Raw genomic sequence first — 26,279 nt, forward strand, 5'->3', positions numbered from 1 at the left:
TCGCGTCGCGCTTCGTTAAGTTCTGGCTTAACGATGGGTAAACGCCCGCTGAACCACAGCGGGCGCGCGGCTCTTTATAGTGGCCGCACTGCCATCCAAGGAGCGCCGCATGTCCTCTTCCCCTTCCCCCGCCTATCCCGAAGCGGTGTTGTTCGATCTGCTGACCGCCTTGCTGGATTCCTGGACGGTATGGAACCGGGCGGCTGGCTCCGAGACCGCTGGCCGGACCTGGCGCGCGGAGTATCTGCGCCGCACTTACGGCTGCGGCGCGTATCAGCCTTATGAACAGCTGGTGCAGGAAGCCGCCGCCACGGTCGGCCTGCCGGCCAGCGCGCCCGCTGCGCTGGAAGCGCACTGGGACGAACTGCCCGTCTGGGAGGGCGCGCGCGAATTGTTGACCGCGCTGCGGCCGCATTGCCGGCTGGGCGTGGTTACCAACTGTTCCGACCGGCTGGGCCAGCGCGCCGCCCGCTTATTGGGGGTGGATTGGGATGTGGTCGTTACGTCGGAAGCCGCGGGGTTTTATAAGCCCGATCCGCGTCCCTACGAACTGGCCTTGTCGCGCCTGGGGGTGCGTCCCGACAATGCGGCGTTTGTGGCCGGTTCGGGCTACGACCTGTTCGGCACCAGTAAAGTCGGTATGCGCACCTACTGGCACAACCGGGTGGGGCTGACGCTGCCGGACGGCGCGCCGCCGCCCGAGCTGGAATCCCCCACGCTGGACGCGGCATTACCCTGGCTGGCGCGCTTCAACGCAGGCTGACTGCAAGGCTAAAAGCCAGCCTGCACCGCAGCAATCGCCGCTACGCCAACACAAAATGTTGCTGGTCGCCTTGCGTCCCCTTGCTAGCATGGTCTACGCCGGAATGATCCGGCACACCGAAGGGATAGTGGAGGTTGCCATGAATTCAAGAACAATACTCAACCGGGTCGCCGTGGTGGCGGCGGCGGGTGCGTTGCTGGCGGGGTGCGCCACGCAACAGCAAACCAACACCGCCGTGGGCACGGGTGCCGGGGCCGCGGTGGGCGCGGGCATCGGCGCGCTGATCGGGCACGGCAAGGGCGCGGCCATTGGCGCCGGTATCGGTGCGGTGGCGGGTGGCCTGGTCGGCTACAACTGGAAGGTCGTCAAGGAAGACGTGCAGCAGTCGGGCGCGTCGTCGTTGGGGATCGACGTGGTGGAAATGCCCGATGGCAGCCTGAAGGTCAACATTCCCAGCGGCGTGTCGTTCGACACGGACAAGACGCAACTCAAGCCGGCCTTGCTGCCGGTGTTGGACAGCGTGGCGCGGTCGCTCAATCAACATCCCGAGCTGCGCGCCAAGGTTGTTGGCCACACCGACAGCACGGGCGCGTTGGCGCATAACCAGACGCTGTCCGTCAACCGCGCGAAAAGCGTGACCGACTACCTGGCCAAGCAAGGCGTGGCGTCGGGCCGTCTGGCGGTGGAAGGGCGCGGGCCGAATGATCCGATCGGCGACAATGCCACCGCCGAAGGCCGCGCGCTGAACCGGCGCGTTGAAATCTATCTGTATGCGGTCAAGCAATAAGGTCTAGCCATGAGCATGTTTCCCCCCGCCCGTATCGGCACTGATACCGCCGTGGCCGCGCTGACCGGTTGGCAGGCAGACGCCACGCGTGACGCGATCGTGAAGCGCTTTCGCTTCCCGAACTTCAACGCTGCGTTCGGGTTCATGGCCCGCGTGGCCATGTTTGCGGAGAAACTGAATCACCACCCGGAGTGGACCAACGTCTACAACCGGGTGGACGTGACCTTGACCACGCATGATGCCGGTGGCGTCACGGAACTGGACGTGCGCATGGCGCAGTTCATGGACGAGGCCGCCGCGCAGTTGGGGGCGACGGCGCCGAAGGCGGACGCCTAGCGGTCGTCGTCGCCGCCCGCGCGGTCTTCGCGGTCTTGCAGATGCTCGATCAGGCGGTCGAGCATCCCGCCCAGCGCGGCTTGTTCGGCGGCGTCCAGGCAGCCGAAGATCTCTTCATTGCGGCGCGCAATCAGCGCGATGATGCGCTGATACTGGGCCGTGCCGGCGTCAGTAGGTGTCAGCACCACGCCGCGCCCATCGGATGCGGACAGCGTTTTTTCCACCAGCCCGCGATCCACCAGCGCTTGCGCCGAACGGCTGGCCTGGCCCTTGTTCAAATTCGCTGCGCGCGCCAGATCGTTTACCGATAGCGGCGCGTACCGGCCAATGGCGGCCAGGCAGCGCGCTTCGCCCAAGGGGATGCCGCAGTCCGACAGATAGGCGCGATTCGTGTCCCGGTCGGTGATCTTGTTGAGCACGTGCAGGCGGTAGGTCAGGAACCGTTCCAGAGCCGGCGTTGAGTCGTCTGGCGGCGGAGTGCGCTGCGGGTCGCCGTTCACGGCGGGCGGCGTTGAATCTTGCGTTTTCACGTGGGGCGGTCGGGAGTGGCGGCGGCATAGTCTGCCGCAGCGCGTTCGCCCAGGCAGGCGCTTTCGGCTTGCGCCAGCAAAGCCAGGGCGGTGCCGGCGTCGGCTTGACGGCTCAGCAACGACAAACCCAGTATCGACAGGAACAGCGGCGCCTGGGATTCTCCCACGCGCGTCAGCGCCTGCGCCATGCTGGTGTAGACCTGGTCCAGATCATCGGGATTCATGCTTGGCCTTTCTGGTGGACGCGCGAGGCGATTGAGGGGTAGTAGGGGGCGAGTGCGCTGAGCAACGCGCCGGTGTCGGGGGCGGCCCAGCGGCCCAGCACATAGCCGTCGGGGCGCATCAGGAAAACCATGCCTTCGGCCGCGCCATAGCGTTGTCGCAACTGGCCATGCGCGTCGTCCCAGCCGCCATCGCCCGTGCGCACGATGCGCAGCGGGTGGGGCGCGTCTTGCGTGGCTGTCGCCATTGCGGCAAGGTCGGCAGCCAGGGCGTCATCGGGCGATACCGCCAGGATGACGAAGCCGCGGCCGAAGCATTCACTCAGGTAGCGCGGGGTGCCGCCGTCTTGCAGACGCGCGTCGGGGGCGGGTTGGCCCGGTGCGGCGGCGATGCCGGCTTGGGGGGCGCCGTCGTGCAGATTCAAGGGCGAGGTGTCGTACGAGATGGGCGCGGACTGGCGCGGGTTGATCAGCGAGCGCACGGTGTCGTCCGCCAAAGCCAGGCGCAACGCGGCTTCGCGCATCAGGCGGAAACCGAAATCCGGCGGCGCCATGAACTCCGTGCTCTTTGCGCCATAGGCCAGATTCTGACGGGTGGCGTGCACGCGTTCGACGCTATAGCTGTCCAGCAGACTGTCGGGCGCCTGGCCCTTCAGCACCCAAGCCAGTTTCCAGGCCAGGTTGCCCGCATCGTCCAGGCCCGAGTTCAGGCCGCGCACGCCGAAGATCGGCACCAGGTGGCCGGCGTCGCCCGCGAACATCACGCGGCCGTGGCGGTACTGGTTCAGCGTCAGGCATTTGGCGTTGTAGACGGAAATCCACAGCGGCTTCCACGGCGCGGTTTCACCGATCATGTCCAGATGACTTTGCACACGCGGCAGCACGTTTTCGGGCTTGACGGCTTCTTCGGGGTCTTCGCCATCGCGGATTTGATAGTCCACCCGCCAGACGTTGCCAGGCTGGCGATGCATCAGCAAGGTCGAGCCGGGGTTGGAGGGGGGATCAAACCAGGCCAGGCGTTCCACCGGGCGGCTGGAGGCTTGCTCGATGTCGACGATGACGTAACGGCCTTCATACTGCATGCCTTCCAGCTTCAGGCCCATGGCCTCGCGCACGGTGCTGCGGCCGCCGTCGCAGGCGATGAGCCAATCGGCGCGTACCGTCTGGCGCTGGCCGCCTGCGTCGATTTCAACATCGACCCCGTCCGCGTGCGCCTGCACGCTGGCGACACGAGCCGACCATTGCAGCGTGGCCAGCCCGGGGCGGCGCTGCATGGCCTGATGAGCGTATTCCTCGACCGAGTATTGCTGGATGTTCACCATTGGCGCGTAGCGTTGCAGCGGGTCGTGCGGCATTTCGAAGTGCAGCACTTCGCGGTCGCGGTAGTAGCTGCGCCCGCCGGTCCAGGCCAGGCCCGTTTCCACGAGCGGCTGGTCTGCGCCCGCCCAGCCCAGGATTTCCTGCGAGCGGCGTGAGATGCAGATGGCGCGGCTGCCGCTGCAATAGTCATCGTCGGCTTCCACGGTTAAGGAAGCGATGCCGTATTCGGCCAACAGCGCGGCCAGCGTCAGGCCGACGGGGCCTCCGCCAGCGATCAGGACGGGTACGTGCGCGGGGAGCGGCATCTTGTCTCCAGAGGCTATTTGGTTGTTTGCGCAACTATATGCCTGAAAGGTTGCGCACGCAACTAGTTGTGGCGGGCGAAAAAAAACCCGCCGGGCGGGCGGGTTTCTTGGCGGGCGCGTCGGGCTCAGTTGCGGACGTAATAGATACGCATCGCTTGCTGCTTCTGCGCGCCGTCCATCACGCGCAGCACCACCACCTTGGGGGTGAAGCCGTCGGGCAGCTTCAACTGGCCGAGCGCGTAGTCGTAACGGTCGACGTTCAGCGTCGGGCCTTCGGGCGTGACGGTGGCGGCGCGGCCGTTGGGGTAGCTGCCGTCGATGGAGAACGTCAGCGTGCCTTTGAAGGGGGCGCCGGTGCGCTCTTCGCGCATGACCAGCACTTGATAATCCAGCTGGCCAGGGGCGCGCTTGAAGGTGGCCGAGCGGATGCCCAGGTTGCCGCCGCGCGGGTCGGCGGGCATGGCGTCCTGGAACAGCACCAGTTCTTTGTTCAGCGTGTCGATCTTGGCGCGGGCGTCGGCCAGATCGGTCGTCAGCTTTTCATGGCCGGACTTGTTGGCGTCGCGCTGCTGGGTGGCTTCTTCCAGCTGCGTTTGCAGGCGCTGGCGCTCAAGGTTCGAGGCGCTCAGTTCGCTGTGCAGCGATTCCGATTGCTCGACCGTCAGGCGTTGCGGGCCGTAGTTGGTTTGCAGGAAGAGCACGCCGCCCGCACCCAGGGCGATCCCCACAAGCAGCAGGACGAGCCAGCGCGGCAGGCGCCGCGTGCGTTGACCGGGTTGGTATACGGAGGGCTTGAATACAGCCCGTTGCGATCTTCCAAACATCCCCATTCCTAGAAAACTTCCTGTGTGTTGCTCGTCCGCGCGGTGCCCGCGCGTGCCAAAGCGTCAGAGAATACCCCGTTAGCTGGGGGCGTTGGGTGCGCGGACAAGCCTGGTTGCGCACCTTGATATTGTGAAATATGTGAGCATTAACGCGCCATGGCGCGAAGCTCTGCGTCCAGATCGGCAAGCCGTTGCGGGGTGCCGACGTCCGTCCAGCGGCCGGTATGGTGAGCGCCTTGCGCCAGGCCGTCGGCCATGGCTTGCCGGAAAAGGGGCAGCATGGGCATTGCCGCGCCGCGCGGGACGGTCTTGAACAACGAGGGATGGTAGACGGCGATGCCTGCATAGGTCAAACGCGGCTCGCCCTGCGCGTGCAGGCGGCCGTCGGGCGCCAGATGAAAATCGCCGTTGGGGTGCTGGACGGGGTTGTCCACCATCAGCATCCAGGCGCCGCCGTCGGGCAGGCTTGCGGTCAGGGCGGAGGCCGCGGCGGGATTCCAGTCGCACCAGACGTCGCCATTCATCACCAGGAAGGGCGCATCGCCCAGCAGGGGCAGCGCCTGCGCGATGCCGCCCGCCGTTTCCAGCGCGGTGCTTTCCGGCGAATAGCGGATGCGCACGCCGTATGCGCTGCCATCGCCCAGCGCGTTTTCGATCTCGTGACCCAGCCACGCATGGTTGATGACGATGTCGCGGATGCCGGCCGCCGCCAGCCGTTCCAGATGCCAGACGATCAGCGGCTTGCCGCCCACCGCCAGCATGGGTTTGGGCAGGCGGTCGGTGAGCGGGCGCATGCGTTCGCCTCGGCCCGCGGCAAGAATCATCGCCCGCATCAGAACGTGTACCCGACGCTGACCTGGCGGTCGTCCAGGCGGTCCAGCAAGCGCAGCAGCGGGGTGAAGACGCCGTAGCGCTGGGCGACCTGGCGCACATAGCCGTTCACGCGCGGCATATGGGCCAGGTAATGGGCCTTGCCGTCGCGATGGTTCAGGCGGGCGAACACGCCCAGGATGCGCAGGTTGCGCTGCAAGCCCATCCATTCATAGGCGCGGTGGAATTCGGCGAAGTCGGCATCGACCGGCAGGCCGGCGGCGCGCGCCATTTCCCAGTAGCGGATCGCCCAGTCCAGTTGCTGCGGTTCTTCCCAGGTGGTGCGGGCATCCGTCACCAATGACGCCAGGTCATAGGTGATGGGGCCGGCCAGCGCGTCCTGGAAGTCGATGATGCCGGGGTTCGGGCCGTACTCCGGCTGATCGCAGACCATCAGGTTGGGCGAGTGAAAGTCGCGGTGTACCAGCACCTGCGGCTGGCCGCCATTGCTGGCCGACAGCAACGCGAAAATCTTGTCCAGGGCGTTTGCGGTCTTGTCGTCCAGCGTTTCGCCGTGGTGCTTTTTTACGTACCACTCGGGAAAGAGCAGGAGCTCGTCGGCAAGGCGGGGCGTGTCGTAATTGGCCAAGCCGGCCGTGGACGCCTGTTGCAGGCGGACCAGCGCAGCCAGCGCGTCGCGGTACAGCGTCTGAAGCTGGCTGTCGGACAGGCCGGCCTGGATGCGCTGGTAATAGGTCTGCTCGCCCAGGTCGGACAGCAGCAAAAGACCTTGGTCCAGATCCTGTTCCAGCACCTTGGGCACATTCAGGCCGGCGTCCGCCAGCAGCTGGCCCACATGCAGGAACGGGCGGCAGTCTTCATGCGCGGGCGGGGCGTCCATGACAATCAGGGTGCGCTCGCCTGCGTCCAGCCGGAAATAGCGGCGGAAACTGGCGTCGGCGGAAGCCGGGCGCAGCGTGTCGATGGCCAGATTCAGGGTGGCGGGCAGGCTTTCCAGCCAGTTGCGGATCTGCTCCAGGCGGGGGTCGTGATCGTTTTTCAAAGAAGATCCGTGTCAGAAGGGCAATATTGCTGAAATTTGCGTTCGGCGCACATAAGGCTGGGCGTATGGCGCGGCTTCTCTATAATACCGGCTCGTTTCCATTCGCATTGGGGCCTTTTCGGGCGCCGATGCCGGGTTTCCCATCGTAGATAAGGGCTGTTTTCACTCGTGCGCAAGGTTCGGTGGTTGATCCTCTCTGCTGTCAGCGTCGCCGCCGGGGCCGTTCAGGCTCAAGGCAGCCAGACCGCGACACCAGCTGCATCGTCGGCAACCGCCGCTTCCTCGGCTCCTGTGCTGCGCACCTCTCCCGGTTTGCGCATCCACCGCCTGCCAGACGACAGCATCCCAGCCTATATGGAAGCCGACAGCATTGAAGGCGATCCGGATTCCGACCTGACCCTGACGGGCAGCGCGCAGGTGCGCCGCATCGACGGCGTGATCAAGGGCGACCGCATCAACTACCGCAAGGACACGGGCGAAGTCGACGTCCAGGGCAGTGCGCGCATGATGCGCGACGGCACGCTGGTGACCGGCCCGAACGCCAAGTTCAACGTCGACAAGTATTCCGGCCAAGTCGAAAAGCCCAACTTCTGGATGGGCGCCACCGGCGGTTTCGCCGTGGCCGAACACGCGGACATTTTCAGCAAGTCGCAGATGCGGCTGCATACGGTGACCTATAGCGGCTGCTCGTGCGAGACGCCGTCCTGGTACATCAAGGCCAACACCGTCGACATCGACTTCGACGAGAACGAAGGCGTGGCGCGCAACGGCGTGCTGTATTTCAAAGACGTGCCGATTCTGGCGGCGCCCTACATGACCTTCCCGGTCAAAAAGGAACGCAAGTCGGGCTTTCTTGTGCCGACCTACGGCACAACCAGCCAGGGCGGTTTTGATTTCTCTTTGCCGTACTACCTGAATCTGGCGCCCAATTACGACGCCACCATCCAGCCGCGCTATTTCTCCAAGCGCGGCATGCAGCTGGGCGGCGAATTCCGGTATCTGGGCAACAGCTACGTCGGCACGATGGATGGCACCTATCTGCCCAATGACAACATCACCGGCGAAGACCGGTGGATGTACTGGTGGCGCCATCAGCAGACCTTCTCGCATGGCTTCTATGCAGACTGGGACATCGCCAAGGTCTCGGACGACAACTATTTCCGCGACATTTCGCAGTTGGGCTTGAACCAGGCGTCGACGACGTACTTGCCGCAGCGTGGCCGCGTGGGCTGGAGTTCCAACTACTGGAGTGCGTACGCGCAAGTCTACAAGTATCAAACGCTGCAGGACCCGGACGCGCCCCTGATTCCGCCCTATGACAAGGAGCCGGAGCTCTTTTTGCGGGGGGCGCGCTACGACTGGGGCGGCTTCGACGTAGACTGGACCACGACGGCAGTGCGTTTCCGCCGCCCGGATTTTGGCTCCGCACTGCGTTATCCAGATGGCGACCGCTTGCAGAGCTATCCGACGGTGTCGTACCCGATCATTCGCCCGGGCTGGTTCATTGTTCCCAAGGCAGGTGTGAATTACACCCAGTACCAAACGAAATGGTATGGGGTGGACGCACTCGGTCTCAATGGGGGGTCGGCGGATGGGCTTCCGCGTTCGCAATCGCGTACGGTGCCCATCATGTCTCTTGACGCGGGCATGGTTTTTGAACGCGACACCTCGCTGTTCGGCAAGGCCTCCACGCAGACGCTCGAACCGCGCCTGTACTACCTGCGCGTGCCGTACCGGGATCAGTCCAAGATGCCCGTCTACGATACGTCGCTGGCGGATTTCAGCTTCTCGCAGGCCTTTGAAGAAAACATCTACACGGGCGGCTGGGATCGTATTTCCAACGCCAACCAGCTGACCGCGGCGCTGACGACGCGCTGGCTGGACGCCAATACCGGCTTCGAACGCATGTCGCTGGCCGTGGCCCAGCGCCTGTATTTCGAAGACCAGCAAGTGACCCTGCCGGGCGAGACGCCGCGCGAAAATGTGCGGTCGGACTTCCTGGTGGGCGCCAGCGCGGCGCTGACCGATACGCTCAGCACCGACGTGGCGGCGCAGTACAACCCGTATGACAACAACTGGTCGCGCGGCTTGGTCAGCGCGCGCTGGTCGCCGCAGCGTCTGACGACGGTGGCGCTGTCGTACCGCTATCAGCGTGATCCCCAGGCGGGGGTCCAGTATCAGCCGCAGGGGCAGAACCAGATCAGTCTGGCGATGCAATGGCCCTTCAGCAAGCGCTGGTACGGCGTCGGCCGCGTCGACTATTCCTTGCGCTCCGGGCCGTCCAGCACGGTCGCCAATACGACGGAATCTCCCCGCGTGACGCAGGCCATTGCTGGCCTGGAGTACAAGGGGGATTGCTGCTGGGTGGGCCGCGTGGTCTATCAGCGCTACGCCGTGTCGGCAACGGACGCGAACTCCGCAGTGTTCTTCCAGCTTGAGCTGACCGGTCTGGGTTCCTTGGGAACCGATCCGATGAACCTGCTGAACAGAAGTATCCCTGGCTACACCGGCATTACCCCGCCTGCGCCGGCCGGGACCACATTTGAAAGGTATGAATGATGCGTAGGTTGCACTCTTTGCGCCGCCTGTCCGGCAGTGCGCTGTTGCTGGCTCTGTGCGCCGGCCTGCCCGCCGCCCACGCGGCCGAGCAGACGGGCCGGCCCGCAAGCAATGGCGGCAAGGCCGCGCCCGCCGCTTCGCAGAAGGCCGCTCCGGCCGCACCCGCCGCCAAGGGCGAGCAGTTCGTGGACGGCATTGCCGCCGTGGTCGATAAAGACGTGATCACGCTGCGCGAACTGCGCGATGCGTCGGTCCGTATTGCATCTGAACTGAAGTCGCGCGGCATCCAGGTGCCGGACGACCAGACCTTGCAGCATCAAGTGCTGCAACGCCTGATCATGGAACGCGTGCAGCGCCACGAAGCGGATCGCCTGGGCATCCGTGTGGACGACGCTCAGGTTGATCAGGCCATCACGACCATCGCCGGCCGCAACAAGATCAGCGTGGCGCAACTGCGCGCCGAAATCGAAAAGTCGGGCACCACGTGGGACGCCTACCGCAAATCGCTGCGCGATGAGATCCGCACGGATCGCCTGCGCCAGCGCGCGGTGGACTCCACCATTGTGATCTCGGACGCCGAGGTGGATGCTTTCCTGAAGGATCAGCGCCGCAACCCGGCGTTCGGCGCATCGCCGCAAGCGGCTGCCCAGCAGCAAGCCCAACCGCAGGCGCAACCGCAAGCCGCACCGGAACAAGCGGCGGCGCCCGCAGGCCCGATGCTCTACGCGCTGGCGCAGATTCTGGTGCGCGTGCCGGAAGGCTCGTCGCCGGAACAATTGGCGGCATTGCGCAAGAAGGCCGAAGGCGTGCTGGCGCGCGCCAAGCGCGGCGACGACTTCGCCAGCCTGGCGGCGGCCAACTCGGATGGCCCGGAAGCGCTGCAAGGCGGCGTCATGGGCGTGCGTCCGCTGGATGGCTGGCCCGACTTGTTCGTCAAGGCCATCGGCAATCTGCAAAAGGGCGATGTGTCGGGTCTGATCCAAAGCGGCAACGGCTTTCACATCATCAAGGTCATGGACCGCGGCACCGCGCAACCGGCGCCTGGCCGCACCGCACGCGCGCCTGCGCCCACGCCGGCCCCGCAACCCGCCGCGCGCCCGCAAGCGCCGGCGCAGCAAGGCCCGACGGAAGTGATGCAGACCCGCGCGCGTCACATCCTGATCAAGACGTCCACCGTCATGAGCGACGAAACCGCGCGTCAGCGTCTGGAGCAGGTGCGTCAGCGTCTGGTTGCGGGCGACGCCAAGTTCGAAGACATGGCGCGTCAGTACTCGCAGGATTCGAATGCGCCGCAGGGCGGCGAGCTGGGGTGGTTGAACCCGGGCGAAACCGTGCCGCCGTTCGAAGCCGCCATGAACGCCTTGAAGCCGGGCGAAATCAGCCCGCCGATCCAGTCGCCTTTTGGTTGGCACTTGATCCAGGTTGAAGAACGCCGCCAGCACGACGTCACCGACGAGCTGGCCCGCCTGAAGGCGCGCCAGATTCTGTTCGAGCGCCGTGCCCAGCCTGCCTTTGAAGATTGGCTCGACCAGTTGCGCGCTCAGGCGTACGTCGACAACCGTCTTGAAAAGCAGCAGAAGATCCAGCAGAACAACCGCTAAACGCATTACGGGCTTTTCATGTCTCAACACCAGGCGCGCAAGCGCTTTGGCCAGAACTTTCTGACCGACGAAAGCGTCGTCGAGTCCATCGTCCGGGCCGTTGCACCGGCCCGTGACGATGCCGTGGTCGAAATCGGCCCGGGGTTGTCTGCGCTGACCCGGCCGCTGCTTGAGCGGCTGGACCATCTGACCGCGGTCGAGATCGACCGCGATCTGGCCGCCCGCCTGCGCAAGCAGTTCGAAGCCAGCCGCCTGACGGTGGTCGAGGCCGATGCGCTGACCGTCGATTTTTCACAGTTCGGCAGCGCGCTGCGTGTTGTGGGCAATCTGCCCTACAACATTTCCAGCCCGCTGCTGTTCCATCTGATGACGTGGGCCGACCACATTCGCGACCAGCATTTCATGTTGCAGCGCGAAGTGATCGACCGCATGGTGGCGCAACCGGGCTCGGGCGATTTCAGCCGCTTGTCCGTGATGCTGCAATCGCGCTATCGCATGCACAAGCTGTTCGATGTGCCGCCGGAAGCGTTCGATCCGCCGCCCAAGGTGGTGTCGGCGATTGTGCGCATGGTGCCGCTGCCGGCGGACCGGCTGCGTCCGGTCAGTTTCCGCGCGTTTGAAACGGTGGTGGCGCGCGCCTTCTCGCAACGCCGCAAGATGCTGCGCCGCGTGCTGGCCGACTGGGCGCCGCAAGTGCCGTGGGAAGCGCTGGACATTGCGCCGACCGCGCGCGCGGAAGATATCTCGGTCGACCGCTACATCCGCTTGTCGGACGCGCTGGTGGAAGCGGGCGTGCTGCAAAGCGCTTAAATGCGAACCGCCCATGAGAAAGCCCGCGCTTGCGGGCTTTTTCTTTGTGGACTCACCAGCGCTTGATGGGGGCGGCGAGCAGACCGCCGACGGGCAACGCGCCAATCCCCCCGCCCCCTCACAACATCCGCTTCTGCGCCGCCATCCACAGTTGCATGACGTCGCGCGCACGATCCGCCAGCAGCTTTTCCGCGTCCGTCAGCGCCTGCTGCAACGTGATCGGCCCCGGCGCCAGGCTGAACGCCGCGCTGATGCCGACGGCATGCAGCGCTTCGTACCCATCGCCCAGCGACCCCGCCAACGCCACGACCGGCACGCCCGCGCGCTGCGCAATCTTCGCCACGCCAGCCGGTGTCTTGCCGCGCAGTGTCTGCGCGTCCATGCGGCCTTCGCCGGTGAACACCAGCGTGGCGCCTTCGATGGCGTTGGCCAATTGCCCCAGCTCGGCCACGATCTCCACGCCCGGGCGGAAGTGCGCTTGCAGGAATGCCTTGGCGGCGAAACCCAAGCCGCCCGCCGCGCCCGCGCCCGGCTCATGGCGATGGTCCACGCCCAGATGGCGCGCGCAGACATCGGCAAAATTGCCCAGCATCTGATCCAGCGTCAGCACCTGTTCCGGGGTGGCGCCTTTTTGCGGGCCGAAGATATGAGATGCGCCGTGCGGGCCGCATAGCGGGTTGTCGACGTCCGAGGCGATATCGATGCGAATCTTCGCCAGACGCGGATCAAGCCCGCGCGTGTCGATGCTGGCCAGCTTGCCCAGCGCGCCGCCGCCGGGCGGCAGGCTGTGGCCGTCGGCGTCCAGCAAACGCACGCCCAGCGCGGTCAACATGCCAGCGCCGCCGTCGTTGGTGGCCGAACCGCCCAGGCCCAGGATGATGCGCGTGGCGCCAGCGTTCACGGCCGCCAGAATCAATTCGCCCACCCCGTGGCTGCTGGCGCGCATCGGGTCGCGCTTGCTGGGCGAGATCAGTTCAAGCCCGGCTGCCGCCGCCATTTCGATCACGGCGGTGCCGTCTGCCAGCAGCCCCCAGATGGCGTCGACCTTGTAGCCGAGCGCATCGTTTACCGTCAGCTCGTGCTCTTTGCCGCCGGTTGCGGCCAGCACGGCTTCAACCGTTCCTTCGCCGCCATCGGCCATCGGCACGCACACCGTGTGGGCGCCGGGAAACGCGGCTTTGACGCCGCGCGCAATGGCTGCCGCCGCATCGGGCGCGGACACGCTTTCTTTGAAAGAGTCGGGAGCGATGACGATTTTCACGGGTTTGACTGGGCTCGTAAAAGGCTGCGATGAAGGTGGCAAGAGGGCCGGCGTGACGACCATGATACCCGTGCGAACGCAGGCGGCGTACCATAGCGCTTTCGTTGTTTTTGCGAGAGTGGACCGTCATGCCTGTATTGCGCCGCACAAAAATTGTCGCCACCTTGGGCCCTTCGACTTCGTCGCCCGAACGCATTGAAGCCTTGATCCGCGCAGGCCTGGATGTGGCCCGTTTGAACTTCTCGCATGGCAGCGCGGACGATCACCGCGACCGCGCCCGGCTGGTGCGCGAGATCGCCGCTAAGCAAGGCCGCTTCGTCGCCATCATGGGCGACCTTCAAGGCCCCAAGATCCGCATCGCGCGCTTCACCGACAAGCTGGTGCAGCTGCAAGTCGGCCAGCCGTTCACGCTGTCGCGCGTGCATCCCAAGGATGCCGGTAACGCCAGCATCGTCGGCATTGATTACCCCGAACTCGTGACTGACTGCCGCGTGGGCGACGAGCTGTTGCTGGACGACGGCCGCGTGGTGCTGGTGGTTGACCGCGTTGAAGGCGACGAAGTCCACACCACCGTCACCGTCGGCGGCCCGCTGTCGAACAACAAGGGCATCAACCGCCGTGGCGGCGGCTTGTCTGCGCCCAGCCTCACCGACAAAGACCGCGTCGACATCAAGCTGGCCGCCGAGATGGAGCTGGACTACGTCGCCGTGTCGTTCCCGCGCTATGGCAGCGACATCGACGAAGCCCGCACCCTGCTTGCCGAAGCGGGCAGCCAGGCCTGGATCATCGCCAAAATCGAACGCGCCGAAGCCGTGGCGGACGACGAAGCGCTGGACTCGCTGATCCGCGCGAGCGACGGCGTGATGGTGGCGCGCGGCGACCTGGGCGTGGAAGTGGGCGATGCCGAATTGGTGGGCATTCAGAAGCGCATCATCCAGCACGCCCGCACGCTGAACAAGGTGGTGATCACGGCGACGCAGATGATGGAATCCATGATCTCCAGCCCCATGCCCACGCGCGCCGAAGTGTCCGACGTGGCCAACGCCGTGCTGGACTACACCGACGCCGTGATGCTGTCCGCCGAAAGCGCGTCAGGCCAGTACCCCGTGGAAACGGTGCAGGCCATGGCGCGCGTGTGCCTGGGCGCGGAAAAGCATCCCACGTCGACCAAGTCGCATCACCGCATGGGTGAAACGTTCACGCGCTGCGATGAAACGATTGCGCTGGCGGCCATGTACGCGGCCAATCATTTTCCAGGCGTGAAGGCCATCATCGCGTTGACCGAAAGCGGCCACACGCCGCTGATCATGTCGCGCATCCGGTCGGGCGTGCCGATCTACTGCTACAGCCCGCACAGCCTGACGCAGAATCGCGTGGCGATGTTCCGGGGCGTCTACACCATTCCGTTTTCGCCGTCGGATTACGAACCGGCCGATCTCAGCAACGCCGCCATCGACGAATTGCGCAAGCGCAATCTGGTGCAGACGGGCGATTGGGTCATTCTGACCAAGGGTGATTTCTACCGCGACAGCGGTGGCACCAACGGCATGAAAATCCTGCTGGTGGATTGACGCGGGGCGCCTGCGGGGCTTGCCCCGCAGGCATCCATGGCATTTCAGTCGGGCATTTCAGCAGGGCATTTCAGCCGAAGAACCAATAGCACACGCCGATCGCGGCCAGCACACCGGCCAGATCGGCGATCAGCGCGCAGCCCACCGCGTGGCGCGCGCGCAGAATTCCCACCGAACCGAAATACACCGCCAGCACATAGAAGGTGGTTTCGGTGCTGCCTTGCATCACCGCGGCGAGCAGCGCCGGGAAGCTGTCCACGCCGAAGTGCGTCATGGTTTCCAGCATCATTGCGCGCGCTGCGCTGCCGGAAAACGGCTTGACCAGCGCGGTGGGCAGCGCGTCAACGAAACGTGTGTCCCAGCCCGCGTGCTGCGCCATCCAGCGGATACCGTCCAACAGGAAGTCGAGCGCGCCCGAGGCCCGCAGCACGCCCACGGCGCAGAGCATCGCCACCAGATAGGGCAGCAGGCTCTTGGCGATATCGAAGCCTTCTTTGGCGCCTTCGATGAAGGCTTCGTACACCGGCACTTTTTTCCAGGCGCCGGCAATCAGGAACGCCAGCAGGATGCCGAACAGCGCCAGATTGCCCATCAGCGACGATAGTGACGCGATGGCCACGGCTGACATGCTGGCCAGCAGCGCCATGAATCCGCCCATGACGAGCGCCGCGCCGCCCAGCCACAGCATGACGACGGGGTCGGCCAGGCGCAGCCGCTGGCACAGGGCAACCGCCAGAAAGCCCGCCAGCGTGGATGCGCTGGTGGCCAGCAGGATGGGCAGGAATACCAGCGTCGGGTCCGCCGCGCCCTGTTGCGCGCGGAACATGAAAAGGGTGACGGGCAGCAACGTCAACGATGACGCATTCAGCACCAGGAACAGGATCTGCGCGTTGGTGGCGGTCTCGGGCGTGGGGTTCAGCGATTGCAGCTCGCGCATGGCGCGCAGGCCGATCGGCGTGGCGGCGTTGTCCAGCCCCAGCCCATTGGCGGCGAAATTCAGCGTGATCAGGCCAATGGCGGGATGATTGCGCGGCACCTCGGGCATCAGGCGGGCGAATAGCGGCCCCAGCAAACGCGCCAGCCGCTCCACCAGCCCCGCGCCTTCGGCGATGCGCAGAAAGCCCAGCCACAAGGTCAGCGTGCCAAACAGCAGCACCATCACTTCCACGGATACGCGCGCCATGTCGAACAGGCTGGCCACCATCAGGCGGAAAACGTCGGGGTCTCCGATGGCCAGCCAGCGGTACAGCGCGGCGGCGGCGGCGGTCAGGAAGAAGCCCAGCCAGAGTTTGTTCAGCATGCGTCTTGATGCCCGGATAGCGATTGATTGCGCACCAGCGCGGGGGACGCCCATTGTCGCAGAGTCAGCACGGTCCGGCTTGGCCGCGCGCCGCCAATTCTGGTACTTTGACCCGAACCGCCCTAGGGCCATAACAGTGAGGGACACTCATGGATTTCAATGCCTGGCGCCGCCGCCGCATCTCGGAACCTGCGTACCGCTGGGCGCGCAACGCCCTGCCTCCCATGTCGGCGACCGAGCGCGAGGCCATCGAAGCCGGAGACACCTGGTGGGACGCCGACCTGTTCACCGGCAACCCCGACTGGCGCAAGCTGCTGGACGTGCCCGCCGCCACGCTGACCCGCGAAGAACAGGCTTTCATCGACGGCCCGGTGGCGCAACTGTGCGCCATGCTGGACGAATGGGACATCACCTGGAACCGGCGTGACTTACCGCCAGAGGTCTGGGCATTTCTGAAATCGCAGCGCTTCTTCGGCATGATCATCCCGCGCCGTTACGGCGGGCTGGGCTTTTCGCCCTACGCGCATTCGGAAGTGGTGCGGCGCATCTCGGCGTATTCCATCACCGCGGGCGTGACGGTGATGGTGCCGAACTCCCTTGGGCCGGGCGAATTGCTGATGCAATTCGGCACGCCCGCGCAACGCGATTATTGGCTGCCCCGGTTAGCCGACGGCAGGGAAGTGCCGTGCTTTGGCCTGACCAGCCCCGAGGCCGGCTCGGACGCCGCCTCCATGGTCGACACCGGCGTCGTCTGCCGCCAGGTGGTGGATGGCCGCGAGCTCATCGGTATCCGCCTGAACTGGCACAAGCGCTACATCACGCTGGGGCCGGTGGCGACGGTGCTGGGCCTGGCGTTCAAGATGAGCGACCCTGACGGCATCCTGGGCGGCGCGAAAGACATAGGCATTTCGGTGGCGCTGGTGCCTACCGAGGCGCCGGGCGTCGAGATCGGCCGGCGCCATTTGCCCGCAATGCAGGTCTTTCAGAACGGCCCCAACAAGGGGCGCGATGTGTTCGTGCCGCTGGACGCGCTGATCGGCGGCGAGGCGCGTGCGGGGCAGGGCTGGAAGATGTTGATGAGCGCGTTGGCGGCTGGGCGCGGCATATCGTTGCCCTCGCTGTCGGCCGCCGCCGCCGTCATGTGCGCGCACACGACCGGCATGTATGCCCGTGTGCGTGAGCAATTTGGCATCCCGGTCGGTAAATTCGAAGGCGTGCAGGAACAGCTGGCCGTGCTGGCGGGCAACGCCTATCTGGTTGAAGCGGCCCGCCGCCTGACTTGCGCGGCGTTGAACCAGGACGTGAAGCCGGCAGTGGTGTCCGGCATCATGAAATATCACGCCACCGAACGCATGCGCGGTTCGGTCAATGCGGCGATGGATGTACACGCCGGGCGCGCCGTTATCGACGGGCCCAGCAACTACCTGGGGGCGCTTTACCGCGCGGTGCCAATCGCCATCACCGTTGAAGGCGCGAACATCCTGACGCGCAATCTCATCATCTTCGGCCAGGGCGCCATCCGCGCGCATCCTTACCTGATGCCGGAAATGCTGGCGCTGGCCAACCCGGACGAAGAACGCGGCATCGAGGTCTTCCACGATGTGTTCTGGCGGCATCTGCGCCACGCGGGCAAGAACACGCTGCGCGCGATTGGCCGCGCGTGGACGGGCGGCGTGCTGGCGCCGTCGCCGGTGTCAGGCCCCACGGCGGGGCACTACCGCCGGCTGGGGCGCTATTCGGCGGGCTTTGCGTTGCTGGCGGACGCTACGTTGGCGCAGTTGGGCGGCGGCTTGAAGCGGCGCGAAATGATCTCGGCCCGGTTGGGCGATGTGCTGTCCGAGCTGTATTTGCTGTCCGCCGTGCTCAAGCGCTGGGAGGACGACGGGCGCAAGCACGACGATCTGCCGCTGGTGCATTGGTGCATGGAGCAGGGCTACGCCACCATCGAAAAGAGCCTGGATCAGGTGCTGCGCAACCTGCCCGGCCGCGTGCTGGCCTGGGGGCTGCGCGCGGCCATCCTGCCGCTGCGGCTGGCCCGCGGGCCGAACGATGCGCTGACCCGGGAATGCGCGGAGCTGCTGTTGAAGCCGTCGCCTACGCATGTGCGGCTGGCGGCGGACCTGCATCGGGAACCGTCCGGCAATCCGGCCGCCGGCGTGCTGCTGGGCGGCGGGCGGCGGGGCGGCGACCCGTTGGCCGATCTGACGCGCGCGTTTGCGCTGGTGAATGCCGTGCAGCCCATCCGCGACCGGCTGCGGCAGTCAGGCGTGCGTGACTGGCGCGAGGCGCATCAGCGCGGCGCCATCACCGACACGCAGGCCGCGCAGCTGGAAGCTGCCGAGGCGCTGGTGTCGCAGGTCTTGCAGGTGGACGATTTCGCGCCGGAAGATCTGTCGCCGCAGGCGGCCAAGGCGTCAGCTGGGTCGGCTGGCGATGCATTCGAAAACGAACCGGCCCAAGAGCTGGCCCAAGAGCTGGCCCAAGAACCGTCCCATGCACCGGCCAACCAGCCAGCTAACGGCGTGCCCGGTGACTCTGATATCGCTTCCGATACCCCGTCCGCCGCGTCACCCCCGCGCCCGGACGCTTAATCGTCGGCGTTCGGGTCCATGCCCGGGAACAGGATTTCCGTGAAGCCGAACTTCGAGAAATCCTGGATGCGCGACGGGTACAGGCGGCCGATCAGGTGATCGCATTCATGCTGCACCACGCGGGCGTGAAAGCCTTCGGCTTCGCGCTCGATCGGTTTGCCATAGGGGTCGAAGCCGCTGTAGCGGATGTGGCGGTAGCGCGGCACCAGCCCGCGCAACCCCGGCACGGACAGGCAGCCTTCCCAGCCGTCTTCCTTGTCGTCGGAAAGCGGCGTGATGACGGGGTTGCACAGGATGGTCTGCGGCACGGCGGGCGCGTCGGGGTAGCGCTCGTTGCGGTCAAAACTGAAGATCACCAGTTGCAGGTCCACGCCAATCTGCGGCGCGGCCAGGCCCACGCCTTGGGCCGCCGCCATGGTCTCGAACATGTCTTCGATCAGGGCGTGCAGCTCGGGCGTGTCGAAACGCTCCACCGGGGGCGCCACACGCAGCAGGCGCGGGTCGCCCATTTTGAGGATGGGGTGGATCATGGCTGGCGTTCCTGATTAGTCCTGGCGGCCTTTCTTCTGGATGAACTCGATCTTGTAGCCGTCCGGGTCTTCAACGAAGGCGATGACCGTCTTGCCGTGCTTCATCGGGCCGGCTTCGCGGGTGACCTTGCCGCCGCGTTCCTTGACCTTGTCACAGGCTTCGTAGGCGTTGTCGACTTCCAGGGCGATGTGGCCGTAGCCGGTGCCCAGGTCGTACTTGTCGGTGTCCCAGTTGTGGGTCAGTTCGATGACCGCGCCTTCGGATTCGTCTTGATAGCCCACGAAGGCCAGCGTGAACTTGCCTTCCGGGTAGTCGTTGCGGCGCAGGACGCGCATGCCGAGCACGTTGGTGTAGAAATCGATGGACTTGTCGAGGTTGCCGACTCGCAGCATGGTGTGAAGCATACGCATGGGATTTTTCCTTAAGCGATGAGGGGTGGGGGGAAGAACCGGGCAGCGCCGGCGCGTTCCCGTGTAATGCCGATGTCGCGCAGTGCGCCGCCCATGGCGTCGACCGCGAGCCGCATCTGGTCTGCGCCAAAGGCGCCGATGCAGCCGACCCGGAACGAAGGTTGTTCGGTGTTGAAAAAATTGCTGAGCACGTAGCCGCGCGCCTTCAGGGCGTCGACGAACAATTGCAGATGCCAGGTGGGCGCATCTGGCGCATGAACGTTGACGACAATCGGGCCTTGCAGATCGCGCGTCAGGTAGGGCGTGAGCCCGAGCTCGCTGACGCCATCATAGAGCGTGCGCATGTTGGCCGTGTAACGGGCCAGACGCGCCTCGCGGCCTTCCTCGCGATACAGTTCCAGCGCCACGGCCAGCGCGGCAATCGTGGGCGCGGGCGGCGTGAAGCGGGGGCCGGCGTTGGGCGCAAGCGTGTGCTGATAGATGTCAGCCAAATCCAGCGACCAGCTGCCCGCGTTGCCGCGCGCGGCGTCCAGCGCGTCACGGCGCGCCACTACAAAGGCCGCACCCGGCAGCCCTTCCAGGCATTTGTTCGCCGTCAGCACCACGGCGTCCACGGCGGGCAGGGTGGACAGATCCAGCGGCAGCGCGCCAAAGGCCGACACGGCGTCGACGATGACGCGGCGGCCCAGCGCGTGCGCGATGCGGGCCAGCTCAGGCACGTCATGGCAGATGCCGCTGCCGGTTTCGCTGTAGACCAGCGCCAGATGCGTCAACGTCGGGTCGCGTTCCAGCGCGGCGGCGACGGCTTGCGGGTCAACGCGTTCGGTTGCGCCCACGGGCAAGGGCACCGCCACCCGGCCCGCGTCGCCCGCCAGCTTCTGCAAGCGCGCGGCGTACGCGCCTGTGGACGGCGCCAGCAGGCGGCCGCCCAGAGGCACGAAGGTACGGATCGCGGCTTCCACCGCAAAGTGGCCGCAGCCGGGCAGCGCCAGCGCGGCGTGCGTGTCGGACGACGCCTGCGCCACACGCAGCACCCCATCGCAGACCTGCCGGTAGGTCTCGCGGAAGTCGTTGTCCCACGGCGCATAGTCTTGCGCCATGGCGGCCTTCACCCGCGCGTCGGTCGTGACCGGGCCCGGAATCAGCAGCAACATTGTCTGGTCTCCAAAACGCCTCAGAACTGAGGCAAGGATGCGGGGTCGTGACGCCGCAGGATGTTCTTGGCGTCTTCGAAGTCGGGCAGAATCTGGCCCACTTCGCGCCAGAAGTCCTGACTGTGGTTCATCTCGCGCAGATGCGCAAGCTCGTGCGCGATGACGTAATCAATGATGCCGGGCGCGAAATGGATCAAGCGCCAATTCAGCATGATGTTGCCGTCGCTGGTGCATGAGCCCCAGCGCGTGGCGGCCGATGACAACCTCCAGCGCCGAATCTTCAGCCCGCTGATTTGCAGAAAGTGCGCCAGTCGCGCGCCGAACCACGCGCCGGCACGCTGTTGCAGCCAGGCTTGGGCGGAGTCGCGGATGCGGCTTTGATCTGCGTGCGAGGGCAGCGCCAGCCAGAGCGTGTCGCCGTCTTCGGGCGCATCGGCGTCGCCCGAGAGCCACGCCTGGCGGCTGTCGCCGCCCACGCCAATCAGGATGCGCTTGCCCAGATACGGCAGTTCGCCGCCCGCCTGCCAGCGCGTATGCGCCATGGCCAGTTGCTGCTTGCGGGCATGCCATTCACGCAGCTTGGTGAGAATCCAGCGGGCCTTCTCGCGCACGGCGTCGTCAATCTGCGTCAGCGTGACCCAGCTGGGCGCGGTGACCCGAAGGCCGTCGTCTGTAATTACGAACCCGATGCTGCGGCGGCGCGAGCGCAGCAGCACGAAGCCGATGGGCTGTTGCTCGGTCGGCACTTCGCGCCAGCGTGCGCCGGGCGGTAAGGGGTCAGGGCAGGGGGTTGGCACGCGCGACGACGCATTGGGCGACAACGTCAGCAGCGGCTCGCCGGAGGGGGACGCGTGGGGCGGGGGGGCGGACTGCGAGCCGAGTGGCGTGTCGGCGTTGCTGCCTGGCCGGGGGCCGCCCTGCGAGTCGGGGAATAGTGTCTTGGGCGTGACCGGCTGCGGGGGCGCCGCCTTGGGAGCGGGGCGGGGCGCAGCCGGTAGCTTCGGCGTGGCGATCAGCGGCGACGCGCCCTGGGGCGCGTCGTCTTCGTGCACGTCGAACAGGAGTTCGAGCTGATCAGTGCTGGGCATACCTTTCGGGGTTGAGACGCCGCATTTCCCCTTCGATCCAGGCCTGAACCTTCTGGTTCAGTTCTTCGGGGGAGAGTCCCTTGGATTCTATCGCGGGACCGATCGATAGGGTGACCATGCCGGGATATTTGACGAAAGCGTTGCGCCGCCAGCATTCGCCGGCGTTATGCGCCACGGGGATGACGACGGCGCCCGTGCGCGAAGCCAGCAACGCGCCGCCCATCTTGAAGCGCGCGGTCTTGCCCGGCGGCACGCGGGTGCCTTCCGGGAACAGCAGCGGCCAGCGGCCTTCATCCATGCGGGTCTGGCCTTGCTTGACCACCTGATCAAAGGCGTCGCGGCCTTTCGAACGATCGATGGCGATCATGCGCAGCAGCGCCAGGCCCCAGCCGAAGAACGGCACCATGTGCAGTTCTTTCTTGTAGACAAAGCAGACTTCGCGCGGCATGTGGGCCGGGAAGAACAGCGTTTCCCAGGCCGACTGGTGTTTCGACAGGATCACGGCAGGGCCATCGGGCAGGTTTTCCCAGCCCTTGACCTGCCAGCGGATACCGCAGAACACCTTGGCGCCCCAGATGGCCAGACGCGGCCAGCCCACCGTCAGCTTGTAGCGCCAGTGCAGCGGCAGCGGCGCCCACAGGATGCAGGCGAAGGCGTAGGGGATGACCGTGACGGCCAGGAACAGGAAGTACAGCAGCGAGCGTAGCCGGGCCATTGAATCAGTTGTCCTGAAGCAGAAGGTCGACCACGGCCGACAGGTCTTCACACACGCGCGTGTTTTCAGGCAAGCCGCCCTTGGCCAGCGTCTTCTTGCCATTGCCGGTTTGCACCAGCCACGGCGAGCAGCCCACGGCGGACGACGCCTGCAAGTCGCGCAGCGAATCGCCCACGGCCGGCACGCCAGCCAGATTGATGTCGTAGCGGTGGCCGATCTGTTCGAACAGGCCCGGACGCGGCTTGCGGCAGGTGCAGTTGTCGTCCGGCCCGTGCGGGCACAGGAACACGGCGTCGATCGCGCCGCCCGCAGCCGCGAGCTCGCGCCGCATCTTGGTGTGGATGGCGGTCAGCGTGTCCATATCGAACAGGCCGCGCGCCAGGCCGGACTGGTTGGTGGCGACCACCACTTTCCAGTCGGCCTGCGTCAGCCGGGCGATGGCGTGCAGGCTGCCCGGCAGGGCAATCCATTCGTCGGGATTCTTGACGAACGCATCGCTGTCCTGATTGATGACGCCGTCGCGGTCAAGGATGATCAGTTTCACTGTGCCAGCCTGGAAATGTCGGCCACCTGGTTCATCAGGCCATGCAGCTGGCTCAACAGAGCCAGGCGGTTGGCGCGCACGGCCGGGTCTTCGGCCATGACCATGACGTCGGCAAAGAATGCGTCCACGGGCTCGCGGGCCTTGGCCAGCGTGGACAGGCTGCCGGCGAAGTCGCCCGCGGCCAGTTGCGCTTCGGCTTGCGGGCGCAGCGCGGCCACCGTGGCCGCCAGCGCGCGTTCGGCGGGCTCGACCAGCGCGGCGTCATTCACCGCAGCGATCTCGCCTTCGGCCTTCTTCAGCAGATTGCCGATGCGCTTGTTGGCGGCGGCCAGGCTCGCAGCCTCGGGCAGTTGCGCAAACGCGGCGGCGGCGCGCACGCGCTCGGCCACTTGGTGCAGCGGCGGCGTCAGCGCAATCACGGCTTCCACCGCGTTGCGGTCGAAGTCGTTGATGAGCTGGTTGCGATAGCGTTCGTAGATGAAGGTGCGGACTTCAGCCAGCGTGTCGGCGGGAATCTTGCCGGCGGGGAAGGTGCCCGCGGCCAGTTCCAGCAGCCCGTTCAGGGACAGCGGGCCGTCTTCGCTGATCTTCAGCCAGCCGCCTGCGGCCAGCTGTTCGAAGGCGCTGATCAGGCCCAGCGCGGCGCGGCGCAGGCCGAAGGGGTCGCGTTCGCCCGTGGGCGCCAGGCCAATGGCCCAGATGCCGACCAGCGTTTCCACGCGTTCGGCGATGAAGAGCGTGGCGGCCGTCAGCGTGTCTTGGGTGACGGGGGCGTCGTAGCGGTTGCGGTACTGCGTGCGTAGCGCCTCGACGACGCTGGCGGGCTCGCCGTCGCCGGCGGCGTAGTAGGCGCCCATGATGCCTTGCAGCTCGGGGAATTCGCCCACCATGTTCGAACCCAGGTCGGCCTTGGCCAGCATGGCGGCGCGGTCCGCGGCGCTGACGTCGCCGCCCAACTGGCCGGCCACGCCGCGCGCGATGGCGCGCACGCGTTCAACGCGTTCAAGCTGGGTGCCCAGCTTGTTGTGATACACGATGGAACCCAGTTGCTCGACGCGCGCGGCCAGCGGCGTCTTGCGGTCGGTTTCGAAGAAGAACTGGGCGTCCGCCAAGCGCGGGCGCACGACGCGCTGGTTGCCTTCGACGATGTTCACCGGGTTGTCCGTGTGCATGTTACTCACGATCAGGAAGCGGTGCGTCAGGCGGCCGGTGGCCGGGTCGAACAGCGGGAAGTACTTCTGATTCAGCCGCATGGTCAGGATCAGGCATTCCTGCGGCACTTGCAGGAACTGCTCTTCAAACTCGCCCACATAGACGGTGGGGTGTTCGACCAGTGCGGTCACTTCGTCCAGCAGCGCGGCCACTTCGGGGTCGTCGCCCAGCGTGGCCGACAGGCGGCCGGCGTGGTCCAGCAACTGGCGCTGGATGTCGTCGCGGCGGCCTTCGAAGGACGCGACGACGCGGCCCTTTTCAGCCAGCGTGGCGGCGTAGGAGTCGGCGTCGGCAATCGACACCGGGCCCGTGCTCATGAAGCGGTGGCCGAGGGTGTCGCGGCCCGCTTGCATGCCCAGCGCCGACACCGGCACCACGTCGGCGCCAAACAGCGCGACCAAGCCGTGCGCCGGACGCACGAACTTGACGGTGGTGACGCCGTCAGCCAATTGGTAGCGCATGACCTTCGGAATCGGCAGGCTGTTCAGCGCGGTGTCGATGCCTTCCTGCAAGCCGGCTGCCAACGCCGCGCCGGGGGCGGTGCCGCGAGCAACCAGGTAGTCCTGCTTGCCATCGGATTCGCGGTCCAGCGTGGCCAGATCAATATTTTCCAGGCCCTTGGCGGCCAGCTTTTTTTGCAGCGCCGGCGTGGCTTTGCCGTCTTCGGTCAGGCCGATCTTGGCGGGCATCAGCTTTTCAGCGTAGGGCTGGTCGGGCGCCTGCGCCAGCACGGCCGACAGGTGCACGGCCAGACGGCGCGGCGTGGAATACGCGGTGACCGCGCAGCCTTCGGCCAACAGGCCGTGGCGTTCCAGCGTGGCGCGCACGCCTTCGGCATAGGCCTGGCCCAGCTTTTGCAGGGCCTTGGGCGGGAGTTCTTCGGTCAGCAGTTCGACCAGCAGCGGGCGGATGTTCGTCGTCATTTATGCAGCCTCCCCACGGCGCAGCATGGGAAAGCCCAGTCGTTCGCGGGAATCGAAATAAGCCTGCGCAACAGCGCGCGACAGGTTGCGGATGCGGCCAATGTAGGCGGCGCGCTCGGTGACGCTGATGGCGCCACGCGCGTCCAGCATGTTGAACGTGTGCGCGGCTTTCAGCGCGGCCTCGTAGGCCGGCAGCGCCAGCGGAACCTCCATCAGGCGCTTCGCTTCGGCTTCGTAGTCATTGAAGTGCGCGAACAGCATGTCGGCCGACGAGTGCTCGAAGTTGTAGGTCGATTGCTCGACCTCGTTCTGGTGGAACACGTCGCGGTACAGCACGCGGTTGCCGTTGGCGCCTTCGGTCCAGACCAGGTCGTACACGCTTTGCACGTCCTGCAGGTACATGGCCAGACGCTCCAGGCCGTAGGTGATTTCACCCGTGGTCGGCGTGCAATCCAGGCCGCCCACTTGCTGGAAGTAGGTGAACTGCGTGACTTCCATGCCGTTCAGCCAGACTTCCCAGCCCAGGCCCCAGGCGCCGAGCGTGGGGTTTTCCCAGTCGTCTTCAACGAAGCGGATGTCGTGTTGGGTGGGGTCAATGCCCAGCGCCTTCAGCGAACCGATGTACAGGTCCAGGATGTCCGGGGGCGCGGGCTTCAACACCACCTGGTACTGGTAATAGTGCTGCAGGCGGTTGGGGTTTTCGCCGTAGCGGCCATCCTTGGGGCGGCGCGACGGCTGCACGTAGGCGGCGCGCCACGGCTCCGGGCCGATCGCGCGCAGGAACGTGGCCGTGTGCGAGGTGCCGGCGCCGACTTCCATGTCGTAGGGTTGCAGCAGGGCGCAACCCTGCTTGTCCCAGTATTCCTGGAGCGTAAGGATGATTTGCTGAAAGGTGAGCATAGGATTCTTGGAATTCGGTCGCCCGGGCAAGGCCTGCCATGGGCGTGGGAAACCCGGCATTTTAACTGGCCCGGGGCAGTCCTGTTTCCCCATGGCCGATGGACGGTTACATCTACGACTTTTGGGCATCGCCCGGAAGGCGCGGGGGGG

At 65.9% G+C, this 26,279-nt stretch carries 24 protein-coding genes; 8 read left to right on the plus strand and 16 right to left on the minus strand.

Annotated features, from left to right (window positions below):
• The first annotated feature begins 109 nt into the window (after nucleotides 1-109).
• The 3 genes from ACFZAI_RS07590 to ACFZAI_RS07600 all read left to right on the plus strand — a co-directional run bounded on the left by ACFZAI_RS07590 (nucleotide 110) and on the right by ACFZAI_RS07600 (nucleotide 1,886).
• Nucleotides 110-763, plus strand: a complete 654-nt coding sequence (locus ACFZAI_RS07590) for an HAD family hydrolase (protein ID WP_391566363.1) — start codon at nucleotides 110-112, stop codon at nucleotides 761-763.
• A 139-nt stretch (nucleotides 764-902) separates the two neighbouring features.
• A complete protein-coding gene (locus ACFZAI_RS07595; protein ID WP_391566364.1) occupies nucleotides 903-1,550 on the plus strand; it encodes an OmpA family protein in 648 nt (215 codons plus the stop codon).
• A 9-nt stretch (nucleotides 1,551-1,559) separates the two neighbouring features.
• Complete coding sequence (locus ACFZAI_RS07600; RefSeq protein WP_391566365.1) at nucleotides 1,560-1,886, plus strand: 4a-hydroxytetrahydrobiopterin dehydratase; 327 nt, start codon at nucleotides 1,560-1,562, stop codon at nucleotides 1,884-1,886.
• Here ACFZAI_RS07600 and ACFZAI_RS07605 read toward each other — a convergent pair.
• From ACFZAI_RS07605 to ACFZAI_RS07630, 6 genes are all read right to left on the minus strand, one after another.
• Nucleotides 1,883-2,386 carry a MarR family winged helix-turn-helix transcriptional regulator gene (locus ACFZAI_RS07605; RefSeq protein ID WP_391567089.1) on the minus strand — a complete coding sequence of 168 codons (504 nt, stop codon included), beginning with the start codon at nucleotides 2,384-2,386 and terminating at the stop codon, nucleotides 1,883-1,885. The two genes, ACFZAI_RS07600 and ACFZAI_RS07605, sit on opposite strands and share 4 nt — an antisense overlap.
• A 26-nt stretch (nucleotides 2,387-2,412) precedes the next feature.
• Nucleotides 2,413-2,640 (minus strand): hypothetical protein, encoded by a 228-nt coding sequence (locus ACFZAI_RS07610; protein WP_391566366.1) that lies wholly within the window; start codon nucleotides 2,638-2,640, stop codon nucleotides 2,413-2,415.
• On the minus strand, nucleotides 2,637-4,262 hold the full coding sequence (locus ACFZAI_RS07615; protein WP_391566367.1) for an FAD-dependent oxidoreductase: 1,626 nt from the start codon (nucleotides 4,260-4,262) through the stop codon (nucleotides 2,637-2,639). Before ACFZAI_RS07615 ends, ACFZAI_RS07610 begins: the two co-directional genes overlap by 4 nt.
• 125 nt (nucleotides 4,263-4,387) lie before the next feature.
• On the minus strand, nucleotides 4,388-5,086 hold the full coding sequence (locus ACFZAI_RS07620; protein ID WP_175170754.1) for a DUF6776 family protein: 699 nt from the start codon (nucleotides 5,084-5,086) through the stop codon (nucleotides 4,388-4,390).
• A gap of 146 nt (nucleotides 5,087-5,232) precedes the next feature.
• On the minus strand, nucleotides 5,233-5,919 hold the full coding sequence (gene murU / locus ACFZAI_RS07625) for an N-acetylmuramate alpha-1-phosphate uridylyltransferase MurU (protein WP_391566368.1): 687 nt from the start codon (nucleotides 5,917-5,919) through the stop codon (nucleotides 5,233-5,235).
• Entirely contained in the window at nucleotides 5,919-6,959 is a 1,041-nt protein-coding gene (locus ACFZAI_RS07630; RefSeq protein WP_391566369.1) for an aminoglycoside phosphotransferase family protein, read from the minus strand. The genes murU and ACFZAI_RS07630 overlap by 1 nt, the downstream gene beginning before the upstream one ends.
• Before the next feature lie 168 nt (nucleotides 6,960-7,127).
• Between ACFZAI_RS07630 and ACFZAI_RS07635 the strand changes: the two genes are divergently transcribed.
• The 3 genes from ACFZAI_RS07635 to rsmA are packed head-to-tail and all read left to right on the plus strand — an operon-like array spanning nucleotide 7,128 to nucleotide 11,929.
• On the plus strand, nucleotides 7,128-9,518 hold the full coding sequence (locus ACFZAI_RS07635; protein ID WP_391566370.1) for an LPS-assembly protein LptD: 2,391 nt from the start codon (nucleotides 7,128-7,130) through the stop codon (nucleotides 9,516-9,518).
• Entirely contained in the window at nucleotides 9,515-11,119 is a 1,605-nt protein-coding gene (locus ACFZAI_RS07640; protein WP_391566371.1) for a peptidylprolyl isomerase, read from the plus strand. The genes ACFZAI_RS07635 and ACFZAI_RS07640 overlap by 4 nt, the downstream gene beginning before the upstream one ends.
• A gap of 18 nt (nucleotides 11,120-11,137) precedes the next feature.
• Nucleotides 11,138-11,929 (plus strand): 16S rRNA (adenine(1518)-N(6)/adenine(1519)-N(6))-dimethyltransferase RsmA, encoded by a 792-nt coding sequence (gene rsmA / locus ACFZAI_RS07645; protein ID WP_391566372.1) that lies wholly within the window; start codon nucleotides 11,138-11,140, stop codon nucleotides 11,927-11,929.
• Nucleotides 11,930-12,047: 118 nt separating this feature from the next.
• Here the strand turns inward: rsmA and ACFZAI_RS07650 are convergent, their stop codons facing one another.
• Nucleotides 12,048-13,190, minus strand: a complete 1,143-nt coding sequence (locus tag ACFZAI_RS07650) for a glycerate kinase (protein WP_391566373.1) — start codon at nucleotides 13,188-13,190, stop codon at nucleotides 12,048-12,050.
• 128 nt (nucleotides 13,191-13,318) lie between these two features.
• Here ACFZAI_RS07650 and pyk point away from each other — a divergent pair, with 128 nt between their 5' ends.
• Nucleotides 13,319-14,761: a pyruvate kinase gene (gene pyk / locus ACFZAI_RS07655; protein ID WP_054420556.1), complete on the plus strand. Its 1,443-nt coding sequence runs from the start codon at nucleotides 13,319-13,321 to the stop codon at nucleotides 14,759-14,761.
• 70 nt (nucleotides 14,762-14,831) lie between these two features.
• Here pyk and ACFZAI_RS07660 read toward each other — a convergent pair whose 3' ends face one another.
• Nucleotides 14,832-16,061: a nucleoside recognition domain-containing protein gene (locus tag ACFZAI_RS07660; protein ID WP_054420557.1), complete on the minus strand. Its 1,230-nt coding sequence runs from the start codon at nucleotides 16,059-16,061 to the stop codon at nucleotides 14,832-14,834.
• Between the two features lie 149 nt (nucleotides 16,062-16,210).
• On the opposite strand from ACFZAI_RS07660, the gene ACFZAI_RS07665 reads away from it, so the two are divergent.
• On the plus strand, nucleotides 16,211-18,652 hold the full coding sequence (locus ACFZAI_RS07665) for an acyl-CoA dehydrogenase (protein WP_391566374.1): 2,442 nt from the start codon (nucleotides 16,211-16,213) through the stop codon (nucleotides 18,650-18,652).
• Here ACFZAI_RS07665 and def read toward each other — a convergent pair.
• From def to glyQ, 8 genes are read right to left on the minus strand one after another with little or no spacing between them, the layout of a single operon-like run.
• Nucleotides 18,649-19,182 carry a peptide deformylase gene (gene def, locus ACFZAI_RS07670; RefSeq protein WP_391566375.1) on the minus strand — a complete coding sequence of 178 codons (534 nt, stop codon included), beginning with the start codon at nucleotides 19,180-19,182 and terminating at the stop codon, nucleotides 18,649-18,651. The genes ACFZAI_RS07665 and def overlap by 4 nt on opposite strands.
• A gap of 15 nt (nucleotides 19,183-19,197) precedes the next feature.
• Nucleotides 19,198-19,593, minus strand: a complete 396-nt coding sequence (gene gloA, locus ACFZAI_RS07675) for a lactoylglutathione lyase (RefSeq protein ID WP_391566376.1) — start codon at nucleotides 19,591-19,593, stop codon at nucleotides 19,198-19,200.
• An 11-nt stretch (nucleotides 19,594-19,604) separates the two neighbouring features.
• On the minus strand, nucleotides 19,605-20,747 hold the full coding sequence (locus ACFZAI_RS07680; protein WP_391566377.1) for a 2-aminoethylphosphonate--pyruvate transaminase: 1,143 nt from the start codon (nucleotides 20,745-20,747) through the stop codon (nucleotides 19,605-19,607).
• A gap of 20 nt (nucleotides 20,748-20,767) precedes the next feature.
• The gene (locus ACFZAI_RS07685) at nucleotides 20,768-21,835 is read right to left on the minus strand and encodes a M48 family metallopeptidase (RefSeq protein ID WP_391566378.1); all 1,068 of its coding nucleotides are present in this window, start codon (nucleotides 21,833-21,835) and stop codon (nucleotides 20,768-20,770) included.
• The gene (locus ACFZAI_RS07690; protein ID WP_391566379.1) at nucleotides 21,822-22,550 is read right to left on the minus strand and encodes a lysophospholipid acyltransferase family protein; all 729 of its coding nucleotides are present in this window, start codon (nucleotides 22,548-22,550) and stop codon (nucleotides 21,822-21,824) included. The genes ACFZAI_RS07685 and ACFZAI_RS07690 overlap by 14 nt, the downstream gene beginning before the upstream one ends.
• Before the next feature lie 4 nt (nucleotides 22,551-22,554).
• Complete coding sequence (gene gmhB, locus ACFZAI_RS07695) at nucleotides 22,555-23,094, minus strand: D-glycero-beta-D-manno-heptose 1,7-bisphosphate 7-phosphatase (protein ID WP_391566380.1); 540 nt, start codon at nucleotides 23,092-23,094, stop codon at nucleotides 22,555-22,557.
• Nucleotides 23,091-25,229: a glycine--tRNA ligase subunit beta gene (glyS, locus tag ACFZAI_RS07700; RefSeq protein WP_391566381.1), complete on the minus strand. Its 2,139-nt coding sequence runs from the start codon at nucleotides 25,227-25,229 to the stop codon at nucleotides 23,091-23,093. The genes gmhB and glyS overlap by 4 nt, the downstream gene beginning before the upstream one ends.
• A complete protein-coding gene (gene glyQ, locus ACFZAI_RS07705; protein WP_054420565.1) occupies nucleotides 25,230-26,129 on the minus strand; it encodes a glycine--tRNA ligase subunit alpha in 900 nt (299 codons plus the stop codon).
• Between the last annotated feature and the right edge of the window lie 150 nt (nucleotides 26,130-26,279).

Source organism: Achromobacter sp. NPDC008082 (assembly GCF_042957345.1).
GTDB lineage: Bacteria > Pseudomonadota > Gammaproteobacteria > Burkholderiales > Burkholderiaceae_B > Achromobacter > Achromobacter kerstersii_A.

Bases quoted from the DNA above. Each gene is read 5' to 3' on its own strand.
- glyS (WP_391566381.1), bottom strand. From the start codon at position 25,229: ATGACGACGAACATCCGCCCGCTGCTGGTCGAACTGCTGACCGAAGAA.
- rsmA (WP_391566372.1), top strand. From the start codon at position 11,138: ATGTCTCAACACCAGGCGCGCAAGCGCTTTGGCCAGAACTTTCTGACC.
- glyQ (WP_054420565.1), bottom strand. From the start codon at position 26,129: ATGCTCACCTTTCAGCAAATCATCCTTACGCTCCAGGAATACTGGGAC.
- def (WP_391566375.1), bottom strand. From the start codon at position 19,182: ATGATCCACCCCATCCTCAAAATGGGCGACCCGCGCCTGCTGCGTGTG.
- ACFZAI_RS07640 (WP_391566371.1), top strand. From the start codon at position 9,515: ATGATGCGTAGGTTGCACTCTTTGCGCCGCCTGTCCGGCAGTGCGCTG.
- ACFZAI_RS07600 (WP_391566365.1), top strand. From the start codon at position 1,560: ATGAGCATGTTTCCCCCCGCCCGTATCGGCACTGATACCGCCGTGGCC.
- ACFZAI_RS07620 (WP_175170754.1), bottom strand. From the start codon at position 5,086: ATGTTTGGAAGATCGCAACGGGCTGTATTCAAGCCCTCCGTATACCAA.
- ACFZAI_RS07615 (WP_391566367.1), bottom strand. From the start codon at position 4,262: ATGCCGCTCCCCGCGCACGTACCCGTCCTGATCGCTGGCGGAGGCCCC.
- ACFZAI_RS07685 (WP_391566378.1), bottom strand. From the start codon at position 21,835: ATGCCCAGCACTGATCAGCTCGAACTCCTGTTCGACGTGCACGAAGAC.
- ACFZAI_RS07665 (WP_391566374.1), top strand. From the start codon at position 16,211: ATGGATTTCAATGCCTGGCGCCGCCGCCGCATCTCGGAACCTGCGTAC.
- gloA (WP_391566376.1), bottom strand. From the start codon at position 19,593: ATGCGTATGCTTCACACCATGCTGCGAGTCGGCAACCTCGACAAGTCC.
- ACFZAI_RS07590 (WP_391566363.1), top strand. From the start codon at position 110: ATGTCCTCTTCCCCTTCCCCCGCCTATCCCGAAGCGGTGTTGTTCGAT.
- ACFZAI_RS07680 (WP_391566377.1), bottom strand. From the start codon at position 20,747: ATGTTGCTGCTGATTCCGGGCCCGGTCACGACCGACGCGCGGGTGAAG.
- ACFZAI_RS07595 (WP_391566364.1), top strand. From the start codon at position 903: ATGAATTCAAGAACAATACTCAACCGGGTCGCCGTGGTGGCGGCGGCG.
- pyk (WP_054420556.1), top strand. From the start codon at position 13,319: ATGCCTGTATTGCGCCGCACAAAAATTGTCGCCACCTTGGGCCCTTCG.
- ACFZAI_RS07660 (WP_054420557.1), bottom strand. From the start codon at position 16,061: ATGCTGAACAAACTCTGGCTGGGCTTCTTCCTGACCGCCGCCGCCGCC.
- ACFZAI_RS07690 (WP_391566379.1), bottom strand. From the start codon at position 22,550: ATGGCCCGGCTACGCTCGCTGCTGTACTTCCTGTTCCTGGCCGTCACG.
- murU (WP_391566368.1), bottom strand. From the start codon at position 5,919: ATGCGGGCGATGATTCTTGCCGCGGGCCGAGGCGAACGCATGCGCCCG.
- ACFZAI_RS07610 (WP_391566366.1), bottom strand. From the start codon at position 2,640: ATGAATCCCGATGATCTGGACCAGGTCTACACCAGCATGGCGCAGGCG.